Source organism: Desulfosporosinus hippei DSM 8344 (genome assembly GCF_900100785.1).
GTDB lineage: Bacteria > Bacillota > Desulfitobacteriia > Desulfitobacteriales > Desulfitobacteriaceae > Desulfosporosinus > Desulfosporosinus hippei.
In genome coordinates, this window is sequence record NZ_FNCP01000001.1 from 61,560 (window position 1) to 82,917 (window position 21,358).

Sequence of the window (21,358 nt, forward strand, 5' to 3'; positions counted from 1 at the left end):
TTAGATCTCCTTGTCTTTAGGCAATTTCTGAAGAACGATGGTGGCATTATGTCCACCAAAACCTAATGAATTGGACATCGCTACATTTACATCATGCTGACGGGAACAGTTAGGAACATAATCCAAGTCACATTCAATATCTGGTTCACCGTAGTTCGTTGTAGGCGGGATCGCTCCTCGTTCAATGGCCAATGCACATATGACCGCTTCAATAGCACCTGCAGCCCCCATTAAGTGCCCAGTCATAGATTTAGTAGAGCTAATAGCCAACTTTCTGGCATGTTCTCCAAAAAGACTTTTAATAGCAACAGTTTCCGTTACATCATTTGGCCCGGTACCTGTTCCATGGGCATTAATATAATCGACCTCTTCTGTACTTATTCCTGCATCTTTTAACGCTGACCCCATAGAACGAATAGCTCCGCCGCCGCCGGGAACCGGGGTTGTAATATGATACGCATCCGAAGTACTGGAATATCCAGCTAATTCAGCATAGATATGAGCTCCCCGTGCTTTGGCATGCTCTAAGGATTCAAGGACTAATACGCCTGCCCCTTCACCCATGACAAAACCGCTCCGACGTTTATCGAAAGGACGGCAAGCTTGATCAAGCAACTCCGTTTCAGTGGACATTGCCTTCATTGAGCAAAAACCCGCAAAGGCCAATTTAGTAATCGGCGCTTCTGTCCCTCCACAAAGCACAACATCGGCTTCCCCACGTTGAATTAGCCTTAAGGCTTCGCCAATTGCATTTGTTGCAGAAGCACAAGCCGTAACAACCGTCAAACTAGAACCTTGCAAGCCAAACTCAATCGATATATGCCCTGCAGCCATATTGCCAATAAGCATTGGGACAAAAAACGGGCTGACCCGACCACTTCCTTTGCTCATCAACACCTCTTTTTGATCTTCAAAGGAGGTTACTCCACCTATTCCGCAGCCCATAACTGTTCCTATGCGTTCTTTGTCTTCCTTGTCTAAATCCAGCTTAGCATCTTGAATAGCCATCTTTGCAGCCGCTATGGCGAATTGGGCAAAGCGATCCATATGACGACTTTCCTTTTTACTGACCCAATCAGTTGGCTCGAAGTCTTTGACCTCCGCGGCGACCTTCGTTGGTAAATCTGATGTATCAAAACGTGTCAAAGGGCCAATTCCGGATTTCCCTTCCATCAAGTTGTTCCAAAATTTATCCAATTCATTTCCCAAAGGAGAGATTACACCCATTCCCGTAATAACTGCACGCTGCACACTTATACCTCCTTAAAACTGAGTATTCCTTTTTTTATATCTTCGAAAATCTCGTGTACAGACAAAACCTCATTAATTTTGTGGACTCTAGCGCCCGAAAAGATAAGGCCCTGCTGAACATCTCCCTGTTGTGCCATAATTAAGCGATCCATAATACAAAAGTTCCCTTCACAACTCTTGAGACAACCTTTGCAGTCTGTTGGCGCAACATCCACATCACTGTCAAGGGCCACGGTAAAGGGATTTTTAATTCCCCGCCCAGGCAGCCCTACCGGGCTGTGAATAAATACAATATCCTTTTGGGTTGCCTTTAGCATTTCAGATTTCCAAGCCAGTGCCGCACTGCTCTCTTCACTGAGTGCAAAACGGGTTCCCATTTGTACCCCGGCCGCCCCCTTCTTTAACATTTCCGCTACACCTTGTCCATCGATAACGCCCCCTGCGCCAATAACAGGAATATCCACCGCCTCAATGACTTCCGGAAGAATATCATGGATGGAACGGTCTGTTCCCAGATGTCCACCAGCCTCTACACCTTCTACAACAACAGCTGCAGCCCCTAGCTTTTGGGATAACTTAGCAAGTTTTGCCGAGGACACAATCGGCACAACCGGAATGCCTTTTTCTTTACCCCAAGTAAACATGTCTCGGGAAAAACCTGCTCCCGAAACTAATAAATCTATTTTTTCTTCAAAGGAAGCCTGGACTAATTGGGCAAATTCACGAACTGCAAACATAATGTTTACTCCGATTATCCCCTTCGTGCGTTTCCTAGCTTCTCGTATTTCTGCCCTAAGCTCCTCTACAGACAGACCACTGCCTGCTATTATCCCTATCCCTCCCTCTTCAGCTACCGCTGCAGCGAGAGGAGCCATTGATATTTTCACGGCCATTCCTCCTTGGATAACAGGAATTCTAGCCACTAAATTTCCAATACGAAGGTCGGGTATTTTCACAATCTTTCCCCCTGTTCAAGTTCTACCACACTCAATGAATTCTTTTAGAGCTTTACTCATATATTTAAACCCTCCAATCGATATTCGATATTCGTGGTTCGAGGCACGAATATACAGCTGAATATCTAAACCCAAATCACCTTTTAAAGAAGCATTAATCAGAAAGACTTTAACCTTTAATGATATTTGGATAAGTCTAATCTAAATCTGAAGATAGTTTCAAAGGCTTAAATTCTTGGTAAAGGAGAGAGAAATATCTTAAAAGAAAGTCCCGCATTGAATACGGGACCTTTTTGTGTTTATTTGTTTTCCGTGATGTAGTTAACTGCATCTCCAACTGTACGGATTTTTTCGGCTTCCTCATCCGGAATATCCATGTCGAATGCCTCTTCTAAAGCCATAATCAATTCAACGATGTCCAAAGAATCTGCATTTAGCTCTTCAAAGGAGGTTTCCGGGGTAATAGTTGCTTCATCTACCCCCAGTTGATCTACGACGATGGCTTTCACTTTTTCGAAAACTCCCATGCTGCTTCTTCACCTCCTCTCAAAAAAACTACAAAAACCATTTACATTTCCATTCCTCCATCAACACTCAAGGTCTGTCCAGTAATGTAGGAGGCTTCTGGGGACACAAGGAACCGAACTACGTTAGCAACATCTTCAGGACTCCCTATACGACCAAGTGGTATTCCTTTCAAAATGTCTGCCTGAGTCCCTTCTGGTAATGTCCCCGTCATATCAGTTGAAATATACCCCGGTGCAACCACATTAACGCGAATTCCACGCGAGGCAAATTCTTTAGCGACAGACTTAGTAAAGCCAATGATTCCCGCTTTAGCTGCCGCATAATTAGCTTGTCCTGGATTTCCGGAAAGACCCACTATCGAAGATATATTTACAATAACTCCTGAACGTTGTTTAAGCATTCCCTTGCTCACAGCCTTGGTACAGAGAAAAACTCCTTTTAGATTGGTTTCCAAGACTGCATCCCAATCTGCTTCTTTCATACGCAGAAGAAGTGTATCCCGGGTAATCCCGGCATTATTGACTAGAATATCGATCTTACCATACTTTTCTATAGCTGTTTTTATCAAGCGGTCTACGTCAGCCTGTTGGCTGACATCAGCCTGTACCGCCACTGCTTCCCCGCCGACAGCCCGAATTAACTCGACGGTTTCCTCAGCTTTGTCAGACCTACCTGCATAATTGACAACCACTTTTACCCCTGCAGTTGCCAAATTCACAGCTATGGCTCGCCCAATTCCTCGCCCGCTTCCTGTAACAATACCCACGCTATCTTTCAGCATCATTTTAACGACTCTCCTTCAAATATGCAAGTGACTTTTCTAAGGACGCATTATCTTCCACCCGCAGGAGTTGGACAGTAGGGGCAATTTTCTTAATCAAACCTGTTAGAACCTTCCCTGGCCCACACTCGATAAAGGTATCAACACCCAGTTCGAGAAGATGACGAACGGATTGTTCCCATAGCACAGCTCCGCTAACCTGCTCGACCAAAGTATTAATTATTCGATCCGAGGAAATAACCTCTTGTCCATCAACATTCGCAATCACAGGGCAACATGGAGTTTGCCAGGCTATTCCCTCTAAAACTAAGCGCAGTTCGTTTCCCATTCTCTCCATGAGACGAGAATGAAACGGCCCACTCACATTGAGAGGCAAGGCACGTTTTGCTCCTAGATCTTTAGCAACCTCTATAGCATGAGTAACAGCTTGTTTTTCCCCTGAAATAACAATTTGACCCGGACAATTATAGTTGGCTGGGGCTACTACTCCATGGCCAGAAGCCAAGCGACAAGCTTGCTCTACTTGATCGGTTGAGAGCCCAAGAATTGCCGCCATCCCTCCCTCACCCTTTGGAACAGCCCCTTGCATAAGTTCTCCCCGGGATCTTACCACGCGCAAAGCTTCATCAAAGCCAAGACTGCCGGCAGCCACATGGGCTGAATACTCACCTAGGCTATGCCCTGCTACGTAGTCAGGTTTAATTCCCTCATCGTGAAGCAGCTGCCACGCCACTACACTTACCAGTAATATGGCCGGTTGGGTATTTACCGTCATCTGAAGTTCATCTTCCGGCCCCTCTTCGATCAAGGAGATAAACTTATCTCCTAGGATTTCACGCGCTTTCCCCAGAGCCCTCCCGCCAACAGAAGTGTTGAAAATCTCTCTTCCCATGCCAACGTATTGGGATCCTTGTCCCGGAAAAACAAAGGCAAGTTTACCCAAAATTTAGAACCTCCTATCTCCAAACCGCGCAGTAAGACGTTCATACTCTAGTTCAGCTGAACGCATAATGTCTTGAATAATCTGGGCTGCCGGTTCAATACATCTTACTGCCCCAGCAACTTGTCCTGCCATGATTGAACCATTTTCTGTATCTCCTTCTACCATGGCCAGTCGTAGTTTTCCAACACCTAGCTTCTCAAGTTCTGAAGCCAGCATACCTTCTCGCTCATATTGATCCATTTCACGAGTAAACCTGTTATCTAAACAGCGAACAGGGTGACCGGTTGAACGTCCGGTAATCACAGTAGACCGATCTTTGGCTTTAAGAATTCTGTCTTTGACAAGCTGAGAAATCGTACATTCTTCGGCACACATAAAGCGTGTTCCCATTTGCACCCCTTCAGCCCCCAGTGCTAAAGCCGCAACTAAACCTCGCCCATCCACGATTCCTCCCGCCGCTATAACCGGGATCGAAACAGCATCTACTACTTGAGGAACTAGGGGCATTGTTCCGATCTCTCCGATATGTCCACCTGACTCCATGCCTTCTGCAATCAGCGCATCTACCCCAGCCTTTTCCAAGCGCTTGGCTAGGGCAACTGAAGCCACTACAGGAATCACCTTTGTTCCGACTTCTTTAAGCATGGGTACATATTTTCCCGGATTCCCTGCCCCCGTGGTAATGACAGGCACACGTTCTTCCAAAATAACCTGCATAACCTCGTCTACGAAGGGAGACATAAGCATGACATTGACACCGTAGGGTTTTTGGGTAATCGATTTAACCTTATGGATTTCTTGACGCAGCCAATCTGCCGGAGCCTGACCTGAGCCAATAATTCCTAACCCTCCGCCTTCAGAAACCGCCGCAACCAGTTCGCCTGTCGAAACCCAGGCCATTCCACCTTGAAAAATGGGGTATTCGATTCCGATCAGTTCACATAACCTTGTTTTTATCATACTTTCAAGCCTACTTTCGTCCATTTCAAAACACATGCGCCCCATGTAAGTCCCGTCCCAAAACCAACCATCACGATAATATCCCCCTCATGAATACGCCCCGCTTTGAATGTCTCATCTAAGGCAACCGGAATAGAAGCCGCTGACATATTTCCATACTTATCTAAATTTATAACCATTTTATCGGGAGAAATACCTAAACGCTTAACTGCAGCATCAACAATTCGAATATTGGCTTGATGGGGGATAAGAAGATCCACATCTTCCTTTGCTAATCCGGCATTTTCCAAGACCTTTACTGACACATCCCCCATAATTCGGACAGCAAATTTGTAAACTTCTTTGCCCTCCATTTGAAGAGTGTGTAAGTTCTTCTCTATAGTTTCCAGGCTAGCAGGATATTTTGACCCACCCGCCGGTTGACTGAGCAGCGAACCGCCAGAGCCATCTGAACCTAATTCAAAGCTCAAAAACCCAAACCCGTCTCTTACAGGCTGTAAAACCGCCGCACCGGCACCATCACCAAAAAGGATACAAGTCGATCGATCTTGCCAATTGAGTACTTTGCTTAAGGTTTCCCCGCCAATGACCAGCACTGTTTTATACATTCCTGTAGCGACAAACTGGCTGCCGGTTACAACTCCATAGATAAACCCACTACATCCGGCTTCCAAATCAAAGCCTGCGGCATTTTTCGCTCCCAGTCGATCTGCTACCAGACAGGCGGTGGCCGGAAATGCATAATCCGGAGTTATCGTCGCTACGATAACTAAGTCAACCTCTTCAGGCGCGATCCGAGCATCCTCTAAGGCCTTCAACCCTGCTTGGTAACACAATTCCGAAACAGGCATGTCCTTCGGAGCAATATGCCGTTGTCTAATCCCTGTACGCGAAATAATCCATTCGTCATTGGTGTCTAAAAACTGTTCAAAATCTTTGTTTGTTACAATATTTTCAGGAACATATGACCCTATCCCAACAATTCCAACGCTACGCATCGCAGTCCTCTTTTCTCGTTAACTAGTCAAATCAAACTCATTTAGGGAGGTCGTCGCGAATTTGTTCGATCAAACGCACTTGCACACATTCTTGAGCTACCCGAATGGCATTAGTAATCGCCTTGGCTTTGGAACTTCCGTGGCAAATAATGCTGATACCATTGACTCCAAGTAGTGGCGCTCCACCATATTCAGCATAATCCATCATTTGGGCAATCTCTTTTAACCCGGGTTTGACTGCCAAGGCACCAAGCTTACGTAGCATGTTCGAAGTAATCTTCTCCTTTATCTGCTGAAACAATACTCCAGCAAGACCTTCTGCTGTTTTCAGGAGGATATTGCCAGTAAATCCTTCACAAACAACTACATCTGCCCGGCCATAGGGAACATCCCGCCCCTCGACATTACCGATAAAATTAATAGGACTGGCCTTTAACAAGGGGTACGCCTTTTGGGTCAAATCATTTCCTTTTCCTTCTTCGCCGCCTACATTAAGCAGTCCAACCCGAGGATTAGAAATCCCTAAAATCTTTGTAGCATAGATGCTGCCCATTAATCCATATTGACAAAGCTGTTCTGGAGTGGCATCCATATTTGCCCCCACATCGAGAATTAGCTTTCCACCTTCAGGAGTTGGCAGGATAGTAGCAATAGCCGGTCGTTCAATTCCCTTAATACGCCCCAAGCCTAAAAGCGCAGCAGCCATTTGGGCACCTGTACTTCCAGCACTTACGACGGCATCTGCTTCACCTTGTTTAACTAACCGTGTAGCGACAACTATAGAAGAATCCTTTTTCTTCCGCACTGCATTGGCCGGATGCTCATCCATTGCTATAACTTCCGATGCTTCATACTGAGATATATTTTTTGGCAGCGAGCCTGATAAAAACTTTTGCATATGTTCTTTTTGCCCGACTAATATAATTTGAAAATCAGGACTTGCTTCGGCAGCAATTATGGCTCCTTTAATAATCTCTTCAGGAGCATAATCCCCACCCATGGCATCCACTGCAATTTTCATCTACTCCATCTCCCCTCTTATACCCGCCGGATCCTCTATAGCAAAAAGTACCCAGTTTCCACAAAGTACATCCTCCGCTCCAACACTTAACCTTATTTCAACCCAATATTTATTCAGCTTGCGCTTAAGGACTACGCCTTTTGCTAGAACAACTTCCCCTAACTGGACGGGCCTAATAAATTTCAATTCAACACTACCTGTCAAAGCCATCTTGGCGTCCACTAAAGCAATGGCCAGCGAATTAGCTTGGGCAAATAAATAATGGCCTCTTGCTACTCTAGCTTTAGTGAGTACCATACTCTCATCAACGACAAGCTTTGAACAAGCTCTTTCTCCAATTACAAGTTCCATCAATTCCCCGATTAGTTCCTGATCATCTAAGGACTTTAAGGTAGAATACGCTTCCTGAGCGACTGCTCGAGTCCGTTCCCGAACCTCAGGAATCCCAAGTTCTCCGCGGTCTAATCGAATTGTGGAAACGCTCACTATAAATCGTTCCGAAAGCTCCTCATCTGTAAAAAACGGATTCTCTGCAAGAGCCTCTTTTAAAAGCTTTCGGCGTTCCTCTTTGCTATACCGGGCCATCTATATCACCAATTTCTTGCTGTGTTAGTAGGATTAAATTAGTACCTGGTCACAATTATAAACTATATAATCTCTCTTATCAAGAATTTACCCTGTCGAATTATGAAATGAGTCTGCATTAAGTTGTGAGACATGCAAAAAACCAAGAGCCCCTCTCAAAAGAGCTCTTGGTTTCATGTGCCATACCTTATGATTCCACTGTAATAACAGCCTTAGAATTATAGTACCCACAGCTAGGGCAAATATAATGCGGCATTTTTGGTTTATGGCATTGGGGGCATTCGATGTGGTTTGGTGCGGTTATTTTCCACATAGCCCGACGTTTACGAACCCTTGATTTTGATTGTCGATGTTGCGGAACACCCATAATTACACCCCCTTTATGTTTTCTGAAATTAATCAGTCATTGGATTGCCACTTGGCCAGTGCTGCTAACCGGGGGTCAACTGTACCTTCCTCGCAATTACATGGAGTTAGATTTCTATTTACACCACAGGTTGGGCAGAGCCCATGACATTCTGCTGAACAAATAAACTTCATCGGTAAAGCTAACACAATTTGTTCAAAAATTCGATCCTTTATATCGATCTCATCTTTGTCTAAAAGGAGTGCTGTCTCAAGGAGATCTTCTGTTGCTAACGCCCGAAATGCCCACTCATCTTCATAAAGAAGTTCTACAGGATAAATGAACGATTCTAAACAGCGTCCACAGGTTGCTTTAAGCTCTGTGTGAATAGTTCCTTTTACTAACATAGCTCTACTGGTGTTGTTCACCTGAAGTTGGACGTGTACCGGTGCTTGAAAAGAGATTGATTCCATTCCCAAATCGAGAGCAGAAAAATCCTCCACTAAATCATAATGGACAGTTTCTCCACCATTTAAACGAACTTGGGCTACGTTCACTTTCATAATACCACCCCAATACACATTCATTATTATAGTTGGCACAATTTTCTTTGTCAAGGAAAACTCTTTACATAGCTACTATGCACTAAAACTACTGAATTAAGTCATGAGTTTCTAAAGCAATCATTAATTCCTCATTAGTCGGAATCACCAAAGTGCGGCAACGGGCGTTTGGTTTCGAAACATCTACTTCCTCGCTTCTGACCTTGTTTTTCTCAGCATCCAGATCTACTCCAATGTAATCGAGGTTTTTACAAATAGCTTCCCGCATAGGTCCAGAGTTCTCTCCAACCCCTGCAGTAAATATAATTGCATCAACACCACCCAGTACAGCAGCATACGCACCGATGAATTGTCTGACATCATGTTCAAAAATATCTAAAGCAAGTCGTGCACGTTCGTGCCCTTGGCCAGCCGCTACTTCAATATCTCTGAAATCTGAGCTTACTCCCGAAACCCCTAAGGCACCACACTTAGTATTTAAAAAATCATTCATTTGGTCAACGGTAAAGTTTTCTCTGCACATGATATAGGTTACAATAGCCGGATCTAAAGCACCTGAACGAGTACCCATCATAAGGCCGTCTAAAGGCGTAAAGCCCATGGAAGTTTCTATTGATTTCCCTCCACGAATAGCACAAATTGAAGCACCGTTACCTAAGTGACAGCTAATAAGCTTCAGATCGCTTAAAGGCTTTTGAAGAAGGACTGCAGCTCGTTGACTGACATATTTATGAGATGTCCCATGGAAACCATATTTCCGAATCCCATATTTCTTATAATAATCATACGGCAATCCGTAAATATAACTGTTAGGTCTCATGGTTTGATGAAAAGCGGTGTCGAACACAGCTACTTGCGGAACCCCCGGCATCATTTTTTGGCAAGCCATAATTCCAGCAATATTGGGAGGATTGTGTAAAGGAGCCAACTCTACACATTCTTTAAGGGCTTTCATGACCCCTTCATCAATGACTACAGACTTAGAAAACTTTTCCCCTCCATGAACTACTCGATGCCCAATCCCACAGATTTCTTTTAGATCTTTAATAACACCATAGAGAGGGGATACTAATGCTTCCAAGACAAGTTTAATAGCCACGGTATGATTTGTAATCTCAGCCGTGATCACTTCCTTATCGCCAGATCCAGTGCGATGAGTAAGCACCGATCCCGGAAGTCCTATTCGTTCAACCAGACCCTTTCCTATGGCATTTTTTGTCGCCATATCTATAACTTGATATTTTAGCGAAGAGCTTCCACAATTAATAACTAGAATCTTCATTTTCTATACCCCTTTATTATCCAAGCTAAAAATAATATAAATAAGATTTAGTAAAATATAGTCTTCCCCGAAAAAAGAATTTTTCATTTAGATAATAACGCCATTTCTTTCCACACAGGTTGTTTCATTTATAAAGTGTAGCATAAAAACCAAGCTTTTTTAACCCCTTACGCCATTATTCTCTTAATCTCAGAACATTTCGTCAACGCAATATTTCGTCCCAGCCTAATGCCTTCTTCGGCTCGATCAAACTGGAAACTTCCGATATGTCCAATATCAGGTTGCAATAGCAGATCAGCTCCATGACATTGCACCCGAAATACTTCATCCTCTAAAATCTCGATGGATTGCAGCAAGATGTCCATAGCACTGTTGAGTTTATTCATCAACCCTTTTTTAACATCGACAGCTAAAACTATTTCTGCTCCCATTTCCCGGGCAACATGAACGGGTAATCGATTTTTAACAGCCCCGTCAACCAAAAGCCGACCTTGATAACGATAGGGTTTAAAAAAGCCAGGAATCGAAATGCTGGCCCGAACTGCTTGAGCTACACTCCCTTCTTTAAATATAACAAGTTCCCCTGTTTCAAGATCTGTCGCCACAATGGCTAAGGGAAGTTTAAGATCAGCAAAGGTCATATCTCTGGTCAAAAGACGCAGGACTTCTAGTATCCTATCCCCTTTGATTAATCCTTCTTTGGAAACGGCAGGATCTAATATTTTTTTAGCAAACCCCGGGTAGGTCAACAGGCGCTCAACGCGATAGAGATCCATACCAGCGCACCATAAGGCACCGAATATAGCCCCTGCACTACACCCGACTACGAGATCCATACTTATCTTTTCTTCCTGAAGCACTTGCAAAAAACCTAAATGGGCAAACCCTCGTGCACCTCCGGCACCTAAAACAAGCCCTTTTTTTGGATTCACAGATTTTCCCTCCCCAAGACTTCTAGGGACAGCCATTCTTCCATATAAATTATGAAGGAAGGTGGGTTTTCATGTCCAATCTCATTCGTGTCCTGGCTTTAAGTCTTCTTGCCCTGGGAATGTTTATATATCCACAGGAAGTCCTCGGCTCAGCCGGTGAGGGCCTGACTCTCTGGTGGCGCTTTGTCCTCCCGGCATTACTCCCGTTCTTTGTTCTTTCAGAACTTTTGATGGCCTCTGGCTTCGTCCACTTTTTAGGAGTTCTTCTGGAGTCTTTTATGCGTCCAGTTTTTCGCCTTCCCGGGAAAGCGGCCTTTGTTGTGGCCATGGGATATACTTCAGGATTTCCTATGGGGGCAGTACTTACTGCTAAGCTGCGCAACGACAAAGAAATAACCCGCGAAGAAGGGGAACGTCTCTTAGCATTTACTAACAATCCCAGTCCGGGCTTCATGTTCGGGGCAGTCGCTTCCGGTATGCTCGGTGAACCGACACTAGGGATAGTATTAGCAGGTTCTGTATATCTTTCCAATTTGATTGTCGGATTTCTCTTTCGATTCTATAAGGCAGCTCCTAAATCCCTGCAAAATTCTTCAACCCCTTCATTTGGAAGAGCTTGGCAGGAGATGAAACATGCCCAAAACAGAGAAAACCGCTCATTCGGGCAAATCCTAAGTGATGCCGTTAAGCAAAGTACAAACACAGTCCTTATGGTAGCAGGTTTTATGGCGATTTTTTCAGTAATCCTTCGTCTATTAAACCTTTGGCATGTTCCTTTATTATTAGCTACCATCAGCCACAGGATTATCCAAATTCTAGAAGTTCCGGTTCTACAGGCTTTTTTTAATGGACTCTTTGAAATGACCCTAGGATGTCAAGAAGCAATTCAAGCTCTTTCGACACTCAATCAGCAAGTTGCCATGCTCGCCCTTATAATGGGCTGGGGTGGACTTTCCGTATTTGCTCAAATTGCCGGTTTGATAAGCGGCACCGACCTGCGCTTTTCCTCATTTTTAATAGCCAGGGCTCTTCATGCATTCATCGCTCTTGGGCTTAGTCAGATTTTCCTTTCAGTTGCGAAGGTTCCCACCTCAAGCCTACCAGTTCGAATTGTTGACCCGTCGACCCTTTTCTGGAATAGTTGGCAGATAAGTGCTCTGGTATTCTTAGGTTGCATGTCTGTTCTTTCCATTCTCGCTATTGTTCGCTTTCGCAACTAGGCGATAGGAATCTACTATATAACAAATAAGTCATATTTTCAAATCAAGTAATGAAACTCAAGCCCAAGTCCCCAGCAAGGCGTCTCCCTCAGTACTTACACTTCTGAAATCTACGACCTTATACTATAAAGCACAAGGAAAAAGAGTGAGTACTTTACTCACTCTCCTCCACTTCAGACCGACCGGTTCGCTCTTCTTTTGCTAACCCCTTCAGCTCTTCTCTGTTCTGACGTAAGGCCTGTAGGGTTTCATACAGGCTTTTCTCAACATGTTTAAGCATTTCATCAGCATATTGAACAGCGCCGGTTTTTACTTCCCTTGCAAATGTTTGGGCCTGTTTAACAATGTTTTCGCCATAGTCCTGAGCCTGTTTAACCACTTCATTTTCTAAAGCCATCTTATCAATATAGGTTTTTCCTTGTTCAATAAGTTTCTGTGCTTCTGTCTGTGCTTCATCTAAAATACGCTGTCTCTCTTTTAAAACCCATTTGGCATTGGTGATTTCTTCTGGCAAAGCTGCCCGCACACGATCCAGCAATTCAAAGATTACAGCATCATCAACCAAAACCTTACCTGTCATAGGAATCTTAGTCCCATGATCGACAATTTCTTCGACTTCATTGATCAAACTTTGAATATCAGTTTCCATATATATCCTCTCCCTCGTCATACATCCATTCTCTGTAGGTACCATATTTTCGTATCTCCATATTCCCCTGTTTTGCGAATTTCGAAGGGATAAATGACTCCTGTTAAATCTTCATCTTTGGCAGTCTCAGCGACAATCACTCCGTCAGGTGTTAAATAGGCAAAATCCTTTATAGATTGGATTACTTTGGGAATAAGTTCCTGCCGATAGGGGGGATCCAAAAAGATTAAGTTGAAAACTTCATTTGGATATCTATCAATGAACTTAAAAGCATCCATCAAATGTAGTTTTGTCTTATCAGCTACTCCAAGAAGACTAAGATTTTTCTGAATAACCTGATACGCGTCATGATTTTTTTCTACCAAAACCGCTTCACGAGAGCCTCGGGAAAGGGCTTCAATAGCCAAGTTCCCCGTTCCTGCAAAAAGATCTAATACCCGAGAATTTAAGACCTTTTCTCCAAGTACGCTAAAAATCGCGCCTTTTACTTTATCCGAGGTTGGGCGAGTATGTATTCCTTCAACTGCCTTAAGTTGTCGACCACGCATTTCTCCAGCAATAATCCGCATAAATCCTCCAAGATACATTATAGCAGTAATAATTTAACAGCTACAAGGACTTATCCTATTTTAGTTTCTTTTCAATATTTTTCAACAATTTATGACTCAATATATATTATTTTCTATAAAATTAGTATACCACAGGCAAAGACTAAATTCCTTGTATTAAGTATATCGTTTTACATTTTATCACATACTAGACTTGGCTAATGATGAACCATATAACTCATCGAATGCCCTTCCCCCATCCAGCTCTTCCTTCGTTTTTCCTCTGTTCACTGGGTGCTTAAATAGCCCCAGTGACTTTTTTAAAATTGCCATTATTATATTCTAAAGAATAAAGGAGTTTAAACCATGAAAAAATCAGAACTTTATCAACATCTTAACGTACAACTTGATCTGGCAGTTGAAGCACACCAGATGTTACGTGGAGAAAGTGGCGAAGAAATACCAGGCGTCTTAATGAATGAACAACAACTGGAACACGCTAAAGTTACTATTATCACCGTTGAAACTGAAGAAGGTGTAGAAGCTATAGGCAAACCAAAAGGACAATACATAACCATTGATGCTCCTGAAATACGGACAAACAATTATATTGTTCATGAAGATATTACACATGTTCTTGCTGATAGATTAATTGAGTTGATGAATCTCAAGGAAGACGCTAGTATACTAATTGTCGGCTTGGGTAATTGGAATGCAACTCCTGATGCTCTAGGCCCTCAAGTTATCGACAAAACCATGGTGACACGTCATCTGTTTAAACTATCTCCCGATGAGTTAAAAGGGCAGTTGCGAAAAATAAGCGCTATTGCCCCAGGGGTCTTAGGTCTTACCGGTATTGAAACCGCAGAAATAATTAAGGGACTTGTAGAACATGTCAAACCGGATTTAGTCATAGCCATTGATGCCTTGGCCGCTAGCTCCCTGGAACGAATTGGTACAAGCATACAGCTATCAGACACCGGAATTCACCCCGGTTCGGGCGTAGGTAATAGAAGAGCTGGGATCACTGAAGAAACAATCGGTTGCAAAGTAATTGCAATTGGGCTTCCGACGGTTGTTAATGCAGGTATCATTGCCCACGATGCAGTGGAAGGTGTGTTTAAAGAATTCGTAACCAGTCCTCAGCTCTACAAACTCTATAAGGGTATAAAACCCGAAGTGTTTAGTCAAATCATCGACGATGTTCTATCCCCGTTTCAAGGCAATCTAATGGTAACACCTAAAGAGATCGACTCTCTCATTAAAATTGTTGCCAAGATTATTGCCGGCTCATTAGCTATCAGCTTACATCCCGGAATTGATCGGGAAGACTATGAGCGGTATTTGCAATAGACAAGAGAATGAATAATTGAATCATTAACAATTTTAGTTATTCTCGGAATTATGAGTAATGATAGTTGTTAGAATTTATGAAAGGGTCAGGATAAAACCTGACCCTTTCATATTATTCTATTCCTGTGGCGAATTCGGGAAACTTTTGTGTTTTCGATTAGCTATTCCAATCTCTTGAGCAACCTCGTACTTGAACCTCTCTAACTCGGGTGTCAACGGAATCATTGGTTTAGTCGATTTAGCCAAAAGTTTCCCCTCCTTAATTTTTTTAGAACAGCAGACCTACTTCGCTACTGTCATGCTTATTAATTCTTTTTAAGATTTGCTCTTATTATTAGACATTATGATTAAGTTCATACTCGGCAATTCCTCCCAAAAAGAGAGTAAAATAACAATGATCAGTTACTTATATTTAACAATTTCTGCCTAATGTACCCCGATATCCTCCGGAGGAAACCTTTTTTGTACTTCATTAAGAATCAAATCATACCTCTCAGGACTTTGCAAAATCTTTTGGGCCATCTGATAAGCTTTTTCAACAAGGTATCCATCTCGAGAAAGATCAGCAAGACGCAATTCAGCTAATCCGTGCTGTCTAATCCCTAATAACTCCCCGGTTCCTCTTAGACGCATATCCTCTTCAGCAATTTTAAAGCCATCTTCAGTCTGACAAAGGATATCTAAGCGTTGACTCCCCTTACCTCCCGACATTAAAAAACAATACGATTGTTCACTCCCCCGACCAACTCGTCCTCTTAGTTGGTGTAATTGGGCAAGGCCAAACCGCTCAGCTGATTCAATAACCATAACTGAGGCATTGGGTACATTTACTCCTACTTCCACTACTGTAGTAGCTACCAGTATATCAATATCTCCAGCATTAAAGGCTGCCATAATTTCTTCCTTTTCCAACCCTTTCATTTTGCCATGTAAAAGGGAGATGTGGTGATTAGGAAATCTCTCCCGAAGTTCTGTCGCTTTCTGGGTTGCTGAAATAAGATCCAGAGTTTCGGATTCTTCTACCAATGGACAAACCACGTAAATTTGCCTGCCTAGATTAATTTGCTCATCTAGGAATTTTTCCATTTTCGGACGAGCTCGTTCTGTCAACTTTCTAGTAATTATCGATTTTCGCCCCACAGGCATCTCATCAAGGATTGAAAGCTGCAAATCCCCATAGAGTGTCAAGGCTAAGGTTCTCGGTATTGGGGTGGCGGTAAGCACTAAAACATGAGGACTTTCACCTTTGCTTTGTAACAAAGAGCGCTGCCTTACACCAAAGCGATGTTGTTCATCGGTGACAGCAAGGCCGAGGGCTTTAAACACAACTGTCTCTTGGATAAGCGCATGGGTTCCAACGGCGACATGGGCCTGTCCACTGGAAATCATCTCCAGTGTTCTCTCTCGGGAACTCTTACTCTGACTTCCTAGTAAACAAACCACACAAATGCCCAAAGGGGTGAATACTTTCTCAAGAGCTTGAAAATGTTGTATCGCCAAAATTTCTGTTGGTGCCATCATGGCCCCTTGATACCCCGAACCTACCGCACGCAATAATGCTGCCATAGCAACTGCGGTCTTACCGGATCCCACATCTCCTTGAACCAAGCGAGCCATTCCTTGGCATCTGGATAAATCATTGAATATCTCTTGAATTACACGCTGTTGAGCCACAGTTAGTTCAAAAGGCAACCCTTTATAAAAGCTCTGAAGCAATTCTTCTCCACCAGTAAGAGAGGGACTACCCATTCGCACAATTCCTTGGCGCAACCCTGCGACTGCTAATTGCAAAAAAAGCACCTCTTCCCAGACCAATCTCTCCCTCGCCTGGGCTAGCCTGGGATAAGTCTTGGGAAAATGAATTTCTCGATGAGCAAGAGAACGTTTCATCCAATCTCTTGATACCTCAGCGGGCAAGATTTCAGGAAACTCTTGCTCTACATTCTTAAGTACTCCTTGGATTAAGCTCCGGATTACTTTTGAAGATAGGCGCGCTGTCTCTGGATAAACTGGCAAAATAGTTTGTCCTTGGTCAGATTTATCCGATGAACTACTAATATTCACTTTTTCAATATCTGTCGCCAATAATTCCGGCGTCTGTTGCTGCCAATTCACTTTCCCTGTCACTGAAACTTGAGTTCCTACCGGGTATTGTTTGAGAATAAATGGTTGGTTAAACCAAGTTGCCTGAAGTAAGCGTCCAGATTGCTCGATGCTTAACTTTACCACTCTCAGCTTGCCACTAAGCACATTCCCTGCGACTACTTTTCCCTCAACGGTTGCTAATTCTCCGTCTTTCAGCTCGCTAATCATCCGCTTACGACGATCCTCGTACCTTCGCGGATAATATTCCAGCAAATCTTTTATCGTATGTATCCCAAGCTGTCCAAGCAGCCTGGCCCTTTCCGGACCAACCCCTTTGAGAAATTGTAAGGGGTTATCTTTTTGGGCTATAGTCTTACTCTTAGAACTTTTTTGATCCTCCAAAGACGGATTAGTCAACTGATGTCCCTGGCTTATATTTAGTTTATTATGATCTTGAGGATTCTCCGGCCTTTGCTGGCTTTGTCTAAAAGACCGAGACTCATTAACGTCAATATTCCGCTCTTCCTGAACGAGGGACATCAGAAGATTATCCCTTTTAGACGTCCCATTTTCCGATATTTTCTTGCTAGAGGTACGTTCATTTTCAGCCAAACCACTGTTTATAGTGTTCTGCTCTACTTCACCTGTTATTTCTGTCATGAACCGTCGAAGTTCGGAAAAGGCTTCTCTACGGCGGAGAGGACTTAAACTTGAATAGTTTTGCGCCAGGTTACTCAGCAACTCCAAATCCTTACCGGGGAATAATTTTTCCAGTCTGGGAATAATCCCTTTTAAAAAAGCATTAAATCCCCCTAATACCCCCCCATTGGTGAAACCTTGTCTTTCCTCGGCAACCAATGCCCTTTGAAAATTGCTTAAAACTAATTGAACTTGGGTAAGTTTCATAGAAAATCCGCCTGAATTCGTCGTCCTGTTGGCGTTACCGCCAAGCCACCCTGAGCAGTTTCCTTTAAAGCACAAGGCATTTGTTTACCCACCCGGCCCATTGTATCTATTACCTCATCAATTGGAATTGCACTCTTCACTCCGGAAAGTGCCATTTCAGCAGCGGCTAAAGCAATAGTAGCACCTGTAGCATTCCTTTTAACACAGGGTACCTCTACTAACCCTCCTACAGGGTCACAAACTAAACCAAGCATTGATTTCATCGCAATCGCTGCAGCATCAGCAGTCTGTCGTGGAGACCCTCCCGCTAATTCAACCGCAGCCGCTGCGGCCATAGCAGCAGCCGAGCCAATTTCAGCCTGACACCCACCTTCTGCGCCTGAAACGCTGGCACGTTCAGTAAGAACCATCCCTAATCCGGCCGCGGTGAAAAGGGCTAGGATAATATCTCTCTCCGAAGACTGGCATACCTCCTCAACCGTCAACAAGACTGCCGGAAGGACTCCGCAAGACCCTGCGGTCGGTGCTGCAACGATCTTACCCATACAAGCATTAACTTCTGCTACTGCGAGAGCTTTAGCAATAGCACCGCTTATTTCCATCCCAACTAAGTTATTGCCTTTTTTTCTGCGTTCTTCTACTTTGGCTGCGTCTCCTCCCACCAGGCCTGACACAGAGCGCCGTTTGCCACTTAACCCTGCTTCTACGGATCCTCTCATGACCTTTAGGTTATTATTCATTCGTTCGAAAAGGGTTTGTTCCGTTTGCTCCAATTCTTCCATTTGATCTTCAAGTATAACTTCGCTAAGTTTTTTTCCTTTAGATTCAGCCTCAATTACCCAATCTTCATAGGCTCGCATCTTGTTTTCCTCCTATTATAACTTGGCTAACGCCAAGCCATAGGCTCAGGCGACAACCGTAGTTGTACTGATATTCGGTAAGCAGTGCTTTCTGCCCATAATTGATTGCCATTATTATAAAGGCTCTATTGCCATTGCTTGCTCAATTTTAGGCAATTTCCTCAGTAATTCAAGAACAGCTTTATCAATAGTCTGGTCAGTTTCTAGAATCATTAGTGCTTGGGCTCCCTTTTTTTCTCGTGCAACACGCATACTGGCTATGTTAATTTGGGCAGTTGCTAAAAGAAGAGTCACTTGAGCAACTACGCCTGGGAGATCCTGATGCAAAACTACAAGTGTCGGATAGTCCCCCCGAATATCCACTTCATATTCATTAATTTTGCCAATGACTATGGTGCCTCCGCCAATCGATGAACCGATCACCTGAAGATGAACACCATTCTTTCCTTTCAAATCAAACTTCACCGTGTTAGGATGAACTTCCCCTAGATCAATGACTTCATATTTGACGCTAAGGCCTCGTTCCTCAGCAATTTTCCAAGCATCCGGTATTCGTTCATCATCAGGAAGCATGCCTAGCAGTCCAGCCAGCAATGCTAGATCTGTGCCATGCCCTTTGCCTGTCTTGGCAAAGGAACCATGTAGAAAAATTGTTCCTTCGACAGGTTCTTCCCCTAGGATTTTTCGAGCCATTCCACCTAAGCGGACTGCTCCCGCTGTATGTGAACTAGATGGACCTACCATGATTGGCCCAAGCAGATCAAAAACATTACTCTTTGCCAAAATGATTCCCTCCCGTATGTAGAAAACTTGGCAGACGCCAAGTCTAAAAACCACAACCTTAGTTTCACTTATACAAAAGAACCTCCGGAATAAATTCCGGAGGTTAACCTATTCCACACCAAAGATATAATAGTAGAGCGGTTGCCTACCGGGATGAATCTCAACTTCGATGTTCGAATTCTCTTCTCGGAGCCAATCTTGGAGTCGTTCAACATCTTCAAGTTTTGTCTCTTCTCCATAAAATATTGTAACCAAGTCATGGGTTTTCCATTCCATCTTATCCAGTGTGGCTTTTGCCACTTCATTGATGGATTTTCCAGTGGTCACTATAACATCTTCAACCAAGCCTAAAATATCACCGTCTGAAATCGTTAACTCTCCGTATTGAGAGTCCCGAACAGCATACGTTACCTCTCCCGAACGAACACTCTTTAGTCCCCGCTCCATATTTTTAAGATTCGTCTCAGCGTCTCCCTCGCCATTAAAGCTTAGCAGCGCAGAAATCCCTTGAGGTATAGACTTACTAGAGATTACATGGACTTGCTGCTCTTGTACAACATCTTTTACCTGACGAGCAGCCATAATTATATTCCCATTATTAGGAAGGATGAAAACTTGTTTTGCCGGAACCTTTCGGACTGCTTCGGAAAGGTCTTCTGTACTTGGGTTCATGGTTTGCCCACCATACACAACTTCATCAACTCCGAGGCTCATAAAGACCTCAGCAATTCCCTCACCCATTGCAACGGCGACTACTCCAAATTCTTTAAGCACCTGTTCTTCGTCTTTGGTTTCCTTACTAATCTCTTCCCCATTTTTATCTGTGTCTTCTTTCATAGCGTGAGCCATATTTTCATTCTGTTCTAACATATTGTGAATTTGCACCTGGTGCAATGTACCCCATTGAATAGCATAATCTAAGATCTTGCCCGGGTTTTTAACATGTACATGAATTTTTACAACTTCGGGTGTTCCTACTACTAGCAGACAATCCCCTCGGTCTAATAAATCATGCTTTATTTGTTCAACACGTAAATCCGTTCCCTTTACCAAGAATTCAGTACAATAGGGATAGTCTAAGTTCTCAATTTGCAGGAACTCATGTTTAGCTTCGGTAGACCCGGCATCACTTATCTTTGAAGAACTATCTACTTCGTTGAAAGTATCTACTAGAGTTTCTCCGGTCAATACTCCAATCCATCCACCTAAAATAATGAGGAATCCCTGCCCCCCAGCATCTACTACCCCAGCCTGCTTAAGTACGGGCAGCATTTCCGGAGTTTTGGCCAAACTTTTAAAGCCCTGTTTCTGGGCCTCCTGAAGAGTCTCTAGTATGGTTCCACCATTTTTGGCTATAGATAAAGCAGCTCGTGCAGTCTCCTTCGAAACTGTAAGAATTGTACCCTCCACGGGTTTCATGACTGCCTTATAGGCTGTGTCAACTCCCGATTGGAGAGCTTGCGCAATTTGAAGAGCATTTGCAGTATTTAGCCCTTCTAAGCCTTTCGCGATACCCCTTAATAGCTGAGACAATATAACTCCTGAATTTCCGCGGGCACCCATTAAAGAGCCCATCGACGCTGCAGATGCAACTTCGCCGATAGACTGGCTATTATTTTTCTCGGCATCCTTCGCCGCAGACTGAATAGTCAAGAACATATTTGTTCCCGTATCTCCATCCGGTACAGGAAACACATTCAGAGCATCAACATCGTGCTTTTTTAGTTCCAGGGCTTTCGCGCCCGACACCATCATTTGTTTCCATAGTTGTCCGTCAAGAACACTTATTATCTTTGTAGCTGCTGGTC

At 43.6% G+C, this 21,358-nt stretch carries 22 protein-coding genes; 2 read left to right on the forward strand and 20 right to left on the reverse strand.

What is annotated here, in order from left to right:
- The 13 genes from fabF to BLS16_RS00365 all read right to left on the reverse strand — a co-directional run bounded on the left by fabF (position 1) and on the right by BLS16_RS00365 (position 11,146).
- Entirely contained in the window at positions 1 to 1,257 is a 1,257-nt protein-coding gene (gene fabF, locus BLS16_RS00305; protein ID WP_176786038.1) for a beta-ketoacyl-ACP synthase II, read from the reverse strand.
- A complete protein-coding gene (locus BLS16_RS00310) occupies positions 1,254 to 2,207 on the reverse strand; it encodes an NAD(P)H-dependent flavin oxidoreductase (RefSeq protein WP_092328484.1) in 954 nt (317 codons plus the stop codon). The genes fabF and BLS16_RS00310 overlap by 4 nt, the downstream gene beginning before the upstream one ends.
- Before the next feature lie 299 nt (positions 2,208 to 2,506).
- Complete coding sequence (acpP, locus tag BLS16_RS00315; protein ID WP_014904489.1) at positions 2,507 to 2,734, reverse strand: acyl carrier protein; 228 nt, start codon at positions 2,732 to 2,734, stop codon at positions 2,507 to 2,509.
- Positions 2,735 to 2,775: 41 nt separating this feature from the next.
- The gene (gene fabG / locus BLS16_RS00320; RefSeq protein WP_092328487.1) at positions 2,776 to 3,519 is read right to left on the reverse strand and encodes a 3-oxoacyl-[acyl-carrier-protein] reductase; all 744 of its coding nucleotides are present in this window, start codon (positions 3,517 to 3,519) and stop codon (positions 2,776 to 2,778) included.
- 1 nt (position 3,520) lies between these two features.
- Positions 3,521 to 4,459: an ACP S-malonyltransferase gene (gene fabD, locus BLS16_RS00325; protein WP_092328489.1), complete on the reverse strand. Its 939-nt coding sequence runs from the start codon at positions 4,457 to 4,459 to the stop codon at positions 3,521 to 3,523.
- A gap of 3 nt (positions 4,460 to 4,462) precedes the next feature.
- Positions 4,463 to 5,419, reverse strand: a complete 957-nt coding sequence (gene fabK / locus BLS16_RS00330; RefSeq protein WP_092329117.1) for an enoyl-[acyl-carrier-protein] reductase FabK — start codon at positions 5,417 to 5,419, stop codon at positions 4,463 to 4,465.
- The gene (locus BLS16_RS00335) at positions 5,416 to 6,417 is read right to left on the reverse strand and encodes a beta-ketoacyl-ACP synthase III (RefSeq protein ID WP_092328492.1); all 1,002 of its coding nucleotides are present in this window, start codon (positions 6,415 to 6,417) and stop codon (positions 5,416 to 5,418) included. The genes fabK and BLS16_RS00335 overlap by 4 nt, the downstream gene beginning before the upstream one ends.
- Positions 6,418 to 6,454: 37 nt before the next feature.
- A complete protein-coding gene (plsX, locus tag BLS16_RS00340; protein ID WP_092328496.1) occupies positions 6,455 to 7,438 on the reverse strand; it encodes a phosphate acyltransferase PlsX in 984 nt (327 codons plus the stop codon).
- Positions 7,439 to 8,023, reverse strand: coding sequence for a transcription factor FapR (gene fapR / locus BLS16_RS00345; RefSeq protein ID WP_092328499.1), 585 nt, complete (start codon positions 8,021 to 8,023; stop codon positions 7,439 to 7,441).
- Positions 8,024 to 8,210: 187 nt separating this feature from the next.
- Positions 8,211 to 8,390: a 50S ribosomal protein L32 gene (gene rpmF / locus BLS16_RS00350; protein ID WP_014904496.1), complete on the reverse strand. Its 180-nt coding sequence runs from the start codon at positions 8,388 to 8,390 to the stop codon at positions 8,211 to 8,213.
- 32 nt (positions 8,391 to 8,422) lie between these two features.
- Positions 8,423 to 8,956: a YceD family protein gene (locus BLS16_RS00355; protein WP_174278185.1), complete on the reverse strand. Its 534-nt coding sequence runs from the start codon at positions 8,954 to 8,956 to the stop codon at positions 8,423 to 8,425.
- A 64-nt stretch (positions 8,957 to 9,020) separates the two neighbouring features.
- Positions 9,021 to 10,214 (reverse strand): acetate/propionate family kinase, encoded by a 1,194-nt coding sequence (locus tag BLS16_RS00360; protein ID WP_014904498.1) that lies wholly within the window; start codon positions 10,212 to 10,214, stop codon positions 9,021 to 9,023.
- Between the two features lie 167 nt (positions 10,215 to 10,381).
- Positions 10,382 to 11,146, reverse strand: coding sequence for a patatin-like phospholipase family protein (locus tag BLS16_RS00365; protein ID WP_092328501.1), 765 nt, complete (start codon positions 11,144 to 11,146; stop codon positions 10,382 to 10,384).
- Positions 11,147 to 11,217: 71 nt separating this feature from the next.
- Between BLS16_RS00365 and ylbJ the strand changes: the two genes are divergently transcribed.
- On the forward strand, positions 11,218 to 12,366 hold the full coding sequence (ylbJ, locus tag BLS16_RS00370; RefSeq protein ID WP_092328504.1) for a sporulation integral membrane protein YlbJ: 1,149 nt from the start codon (positions 11,218 to 11,220) through the stop codon (positions 12,364 to 12,366).
- Between the two features lie 154 nt (positions 12,367 to 12,520).
- Here ylbJ and BLS16_RS00375 read toward each other — a convergent pair whose 3' ends face one another.
- Positions 12,521 to 13,015 (reverse strand): ATPase, encoded by a 495-nt coding sequence (locus BLS16_RS00375; protein WP_176786022.1) that lies wholly within the window; start codon positions 13,013 to 13,015, stop codon positions 12,521 to 12,523.
- 17 nt (positions 13,016 to 13,032) lie between these two features.
- Entirely contained in the window at positions 13,033 to 13,584 is a 552-nt protein-coding gene (gene rsmD, locus BLS16_RS00380) for a 16S rRNA (guanine(966)-N(2))-methyltransferase RsmD (protein WP_092328507.1), read from the reverse strand.
- 345 nt (positions 13,585 to 13,929) lie between these two features.
- Between rsmD and gpr the strand changes: the two genes are divergently transcribed.
- Positions 13,930 to 14,916 (forward strand): GPR endopeptidase, encoded by a 987-nt coding sequence (gpr, locus tag BLS16_RS00385; RefSeq protein WP_092328509.1) that lies wholly within the window; start codon positions 13,930 to 13,932, stop codon positions 14,914 to 14,916.
- 117 nt (positions 14,917 to 15,033) lie between these two features.
- Here gpr and BLS16_RS00390 read toward each other — a convergent pair whose 3' ends face one another.
- The 5 genes from BLS16_RS00390 to BLS16_RS00410 all read right to left on the reverse strand — a co-directional run bounded on the left by BLS16_RS00390 (position 15,034) and on the right by BLS16_RS00410 (position 21,305).
- Positions 15,034 to 15,162, reverse strand: coding sequence for a small, acid-soluble spore protein, alpha/beta type (locus BLS16_RS00390; RefSeq protein WP_034598600.1), 129 nt, complete (start codon positions 15,160 to 15,162; stop codon positions 15,034 to 15,036).
- Between the two features lie 180 nt (positions 15,163 to 15,342).
- On the reverse strand, positions 15,343 to 17,907 hold the full coding sequence (recG, locus tag BLS16_RS00395) for an ATP-dependent DNA helicase RecG (protein ID WP_092328512.1): 2,565 nt from the start codon (positions 17,905 to 17,907) through the stop codon (positions 15,343 to 15,345).
- Positions 17,904 to 18,767, reverse strand: a complete 864-nt coding sequence (sdaAA, locus tag BLS16_RS00400) for an L-serine ammonia-lyase, iron-sulfur-dependent, subunit alpha (protein WP_092328514.1) — start codon at positions 18,765 to 18,767, stop codon at positions 17,904 to 17,906. The genes recG and sdaAA overlap by 4 nt, the downstream gene beginning before the upstream one ends.
- 114 nt (positions 18,768 to 18,881) lie before the next feature.
- Positions 18,882 to 19,550 (reverse strand): L-serine ammonia-lyase, iron-sulfur-dependent subunit beta, encoded by a 669-nt coding sequence (gene sdaAB / locus BLS16_RS00405; RefSeq protein WP_092328517.1) that lies wholly within the window; start codon positions 19,548 to 19,550, stop codon positions 18,882 to 18,884.
- 108 nt (positions 19,551 to 19,658) lie between these two features.
- Complete coding sequence (locus BLS16_RS00410; RefSeq protein ID WP_092329122.1) at positions 19,659 to 21,305, reverse strand: DAK2 domain-containing protein; 1,647 nt, start codon at positions 21,303 to 21,305, stop codon at positions 19,659 to 19,661.
- Positions 21,306 to 21,358 lie beyond the last annotated feature (53 nt).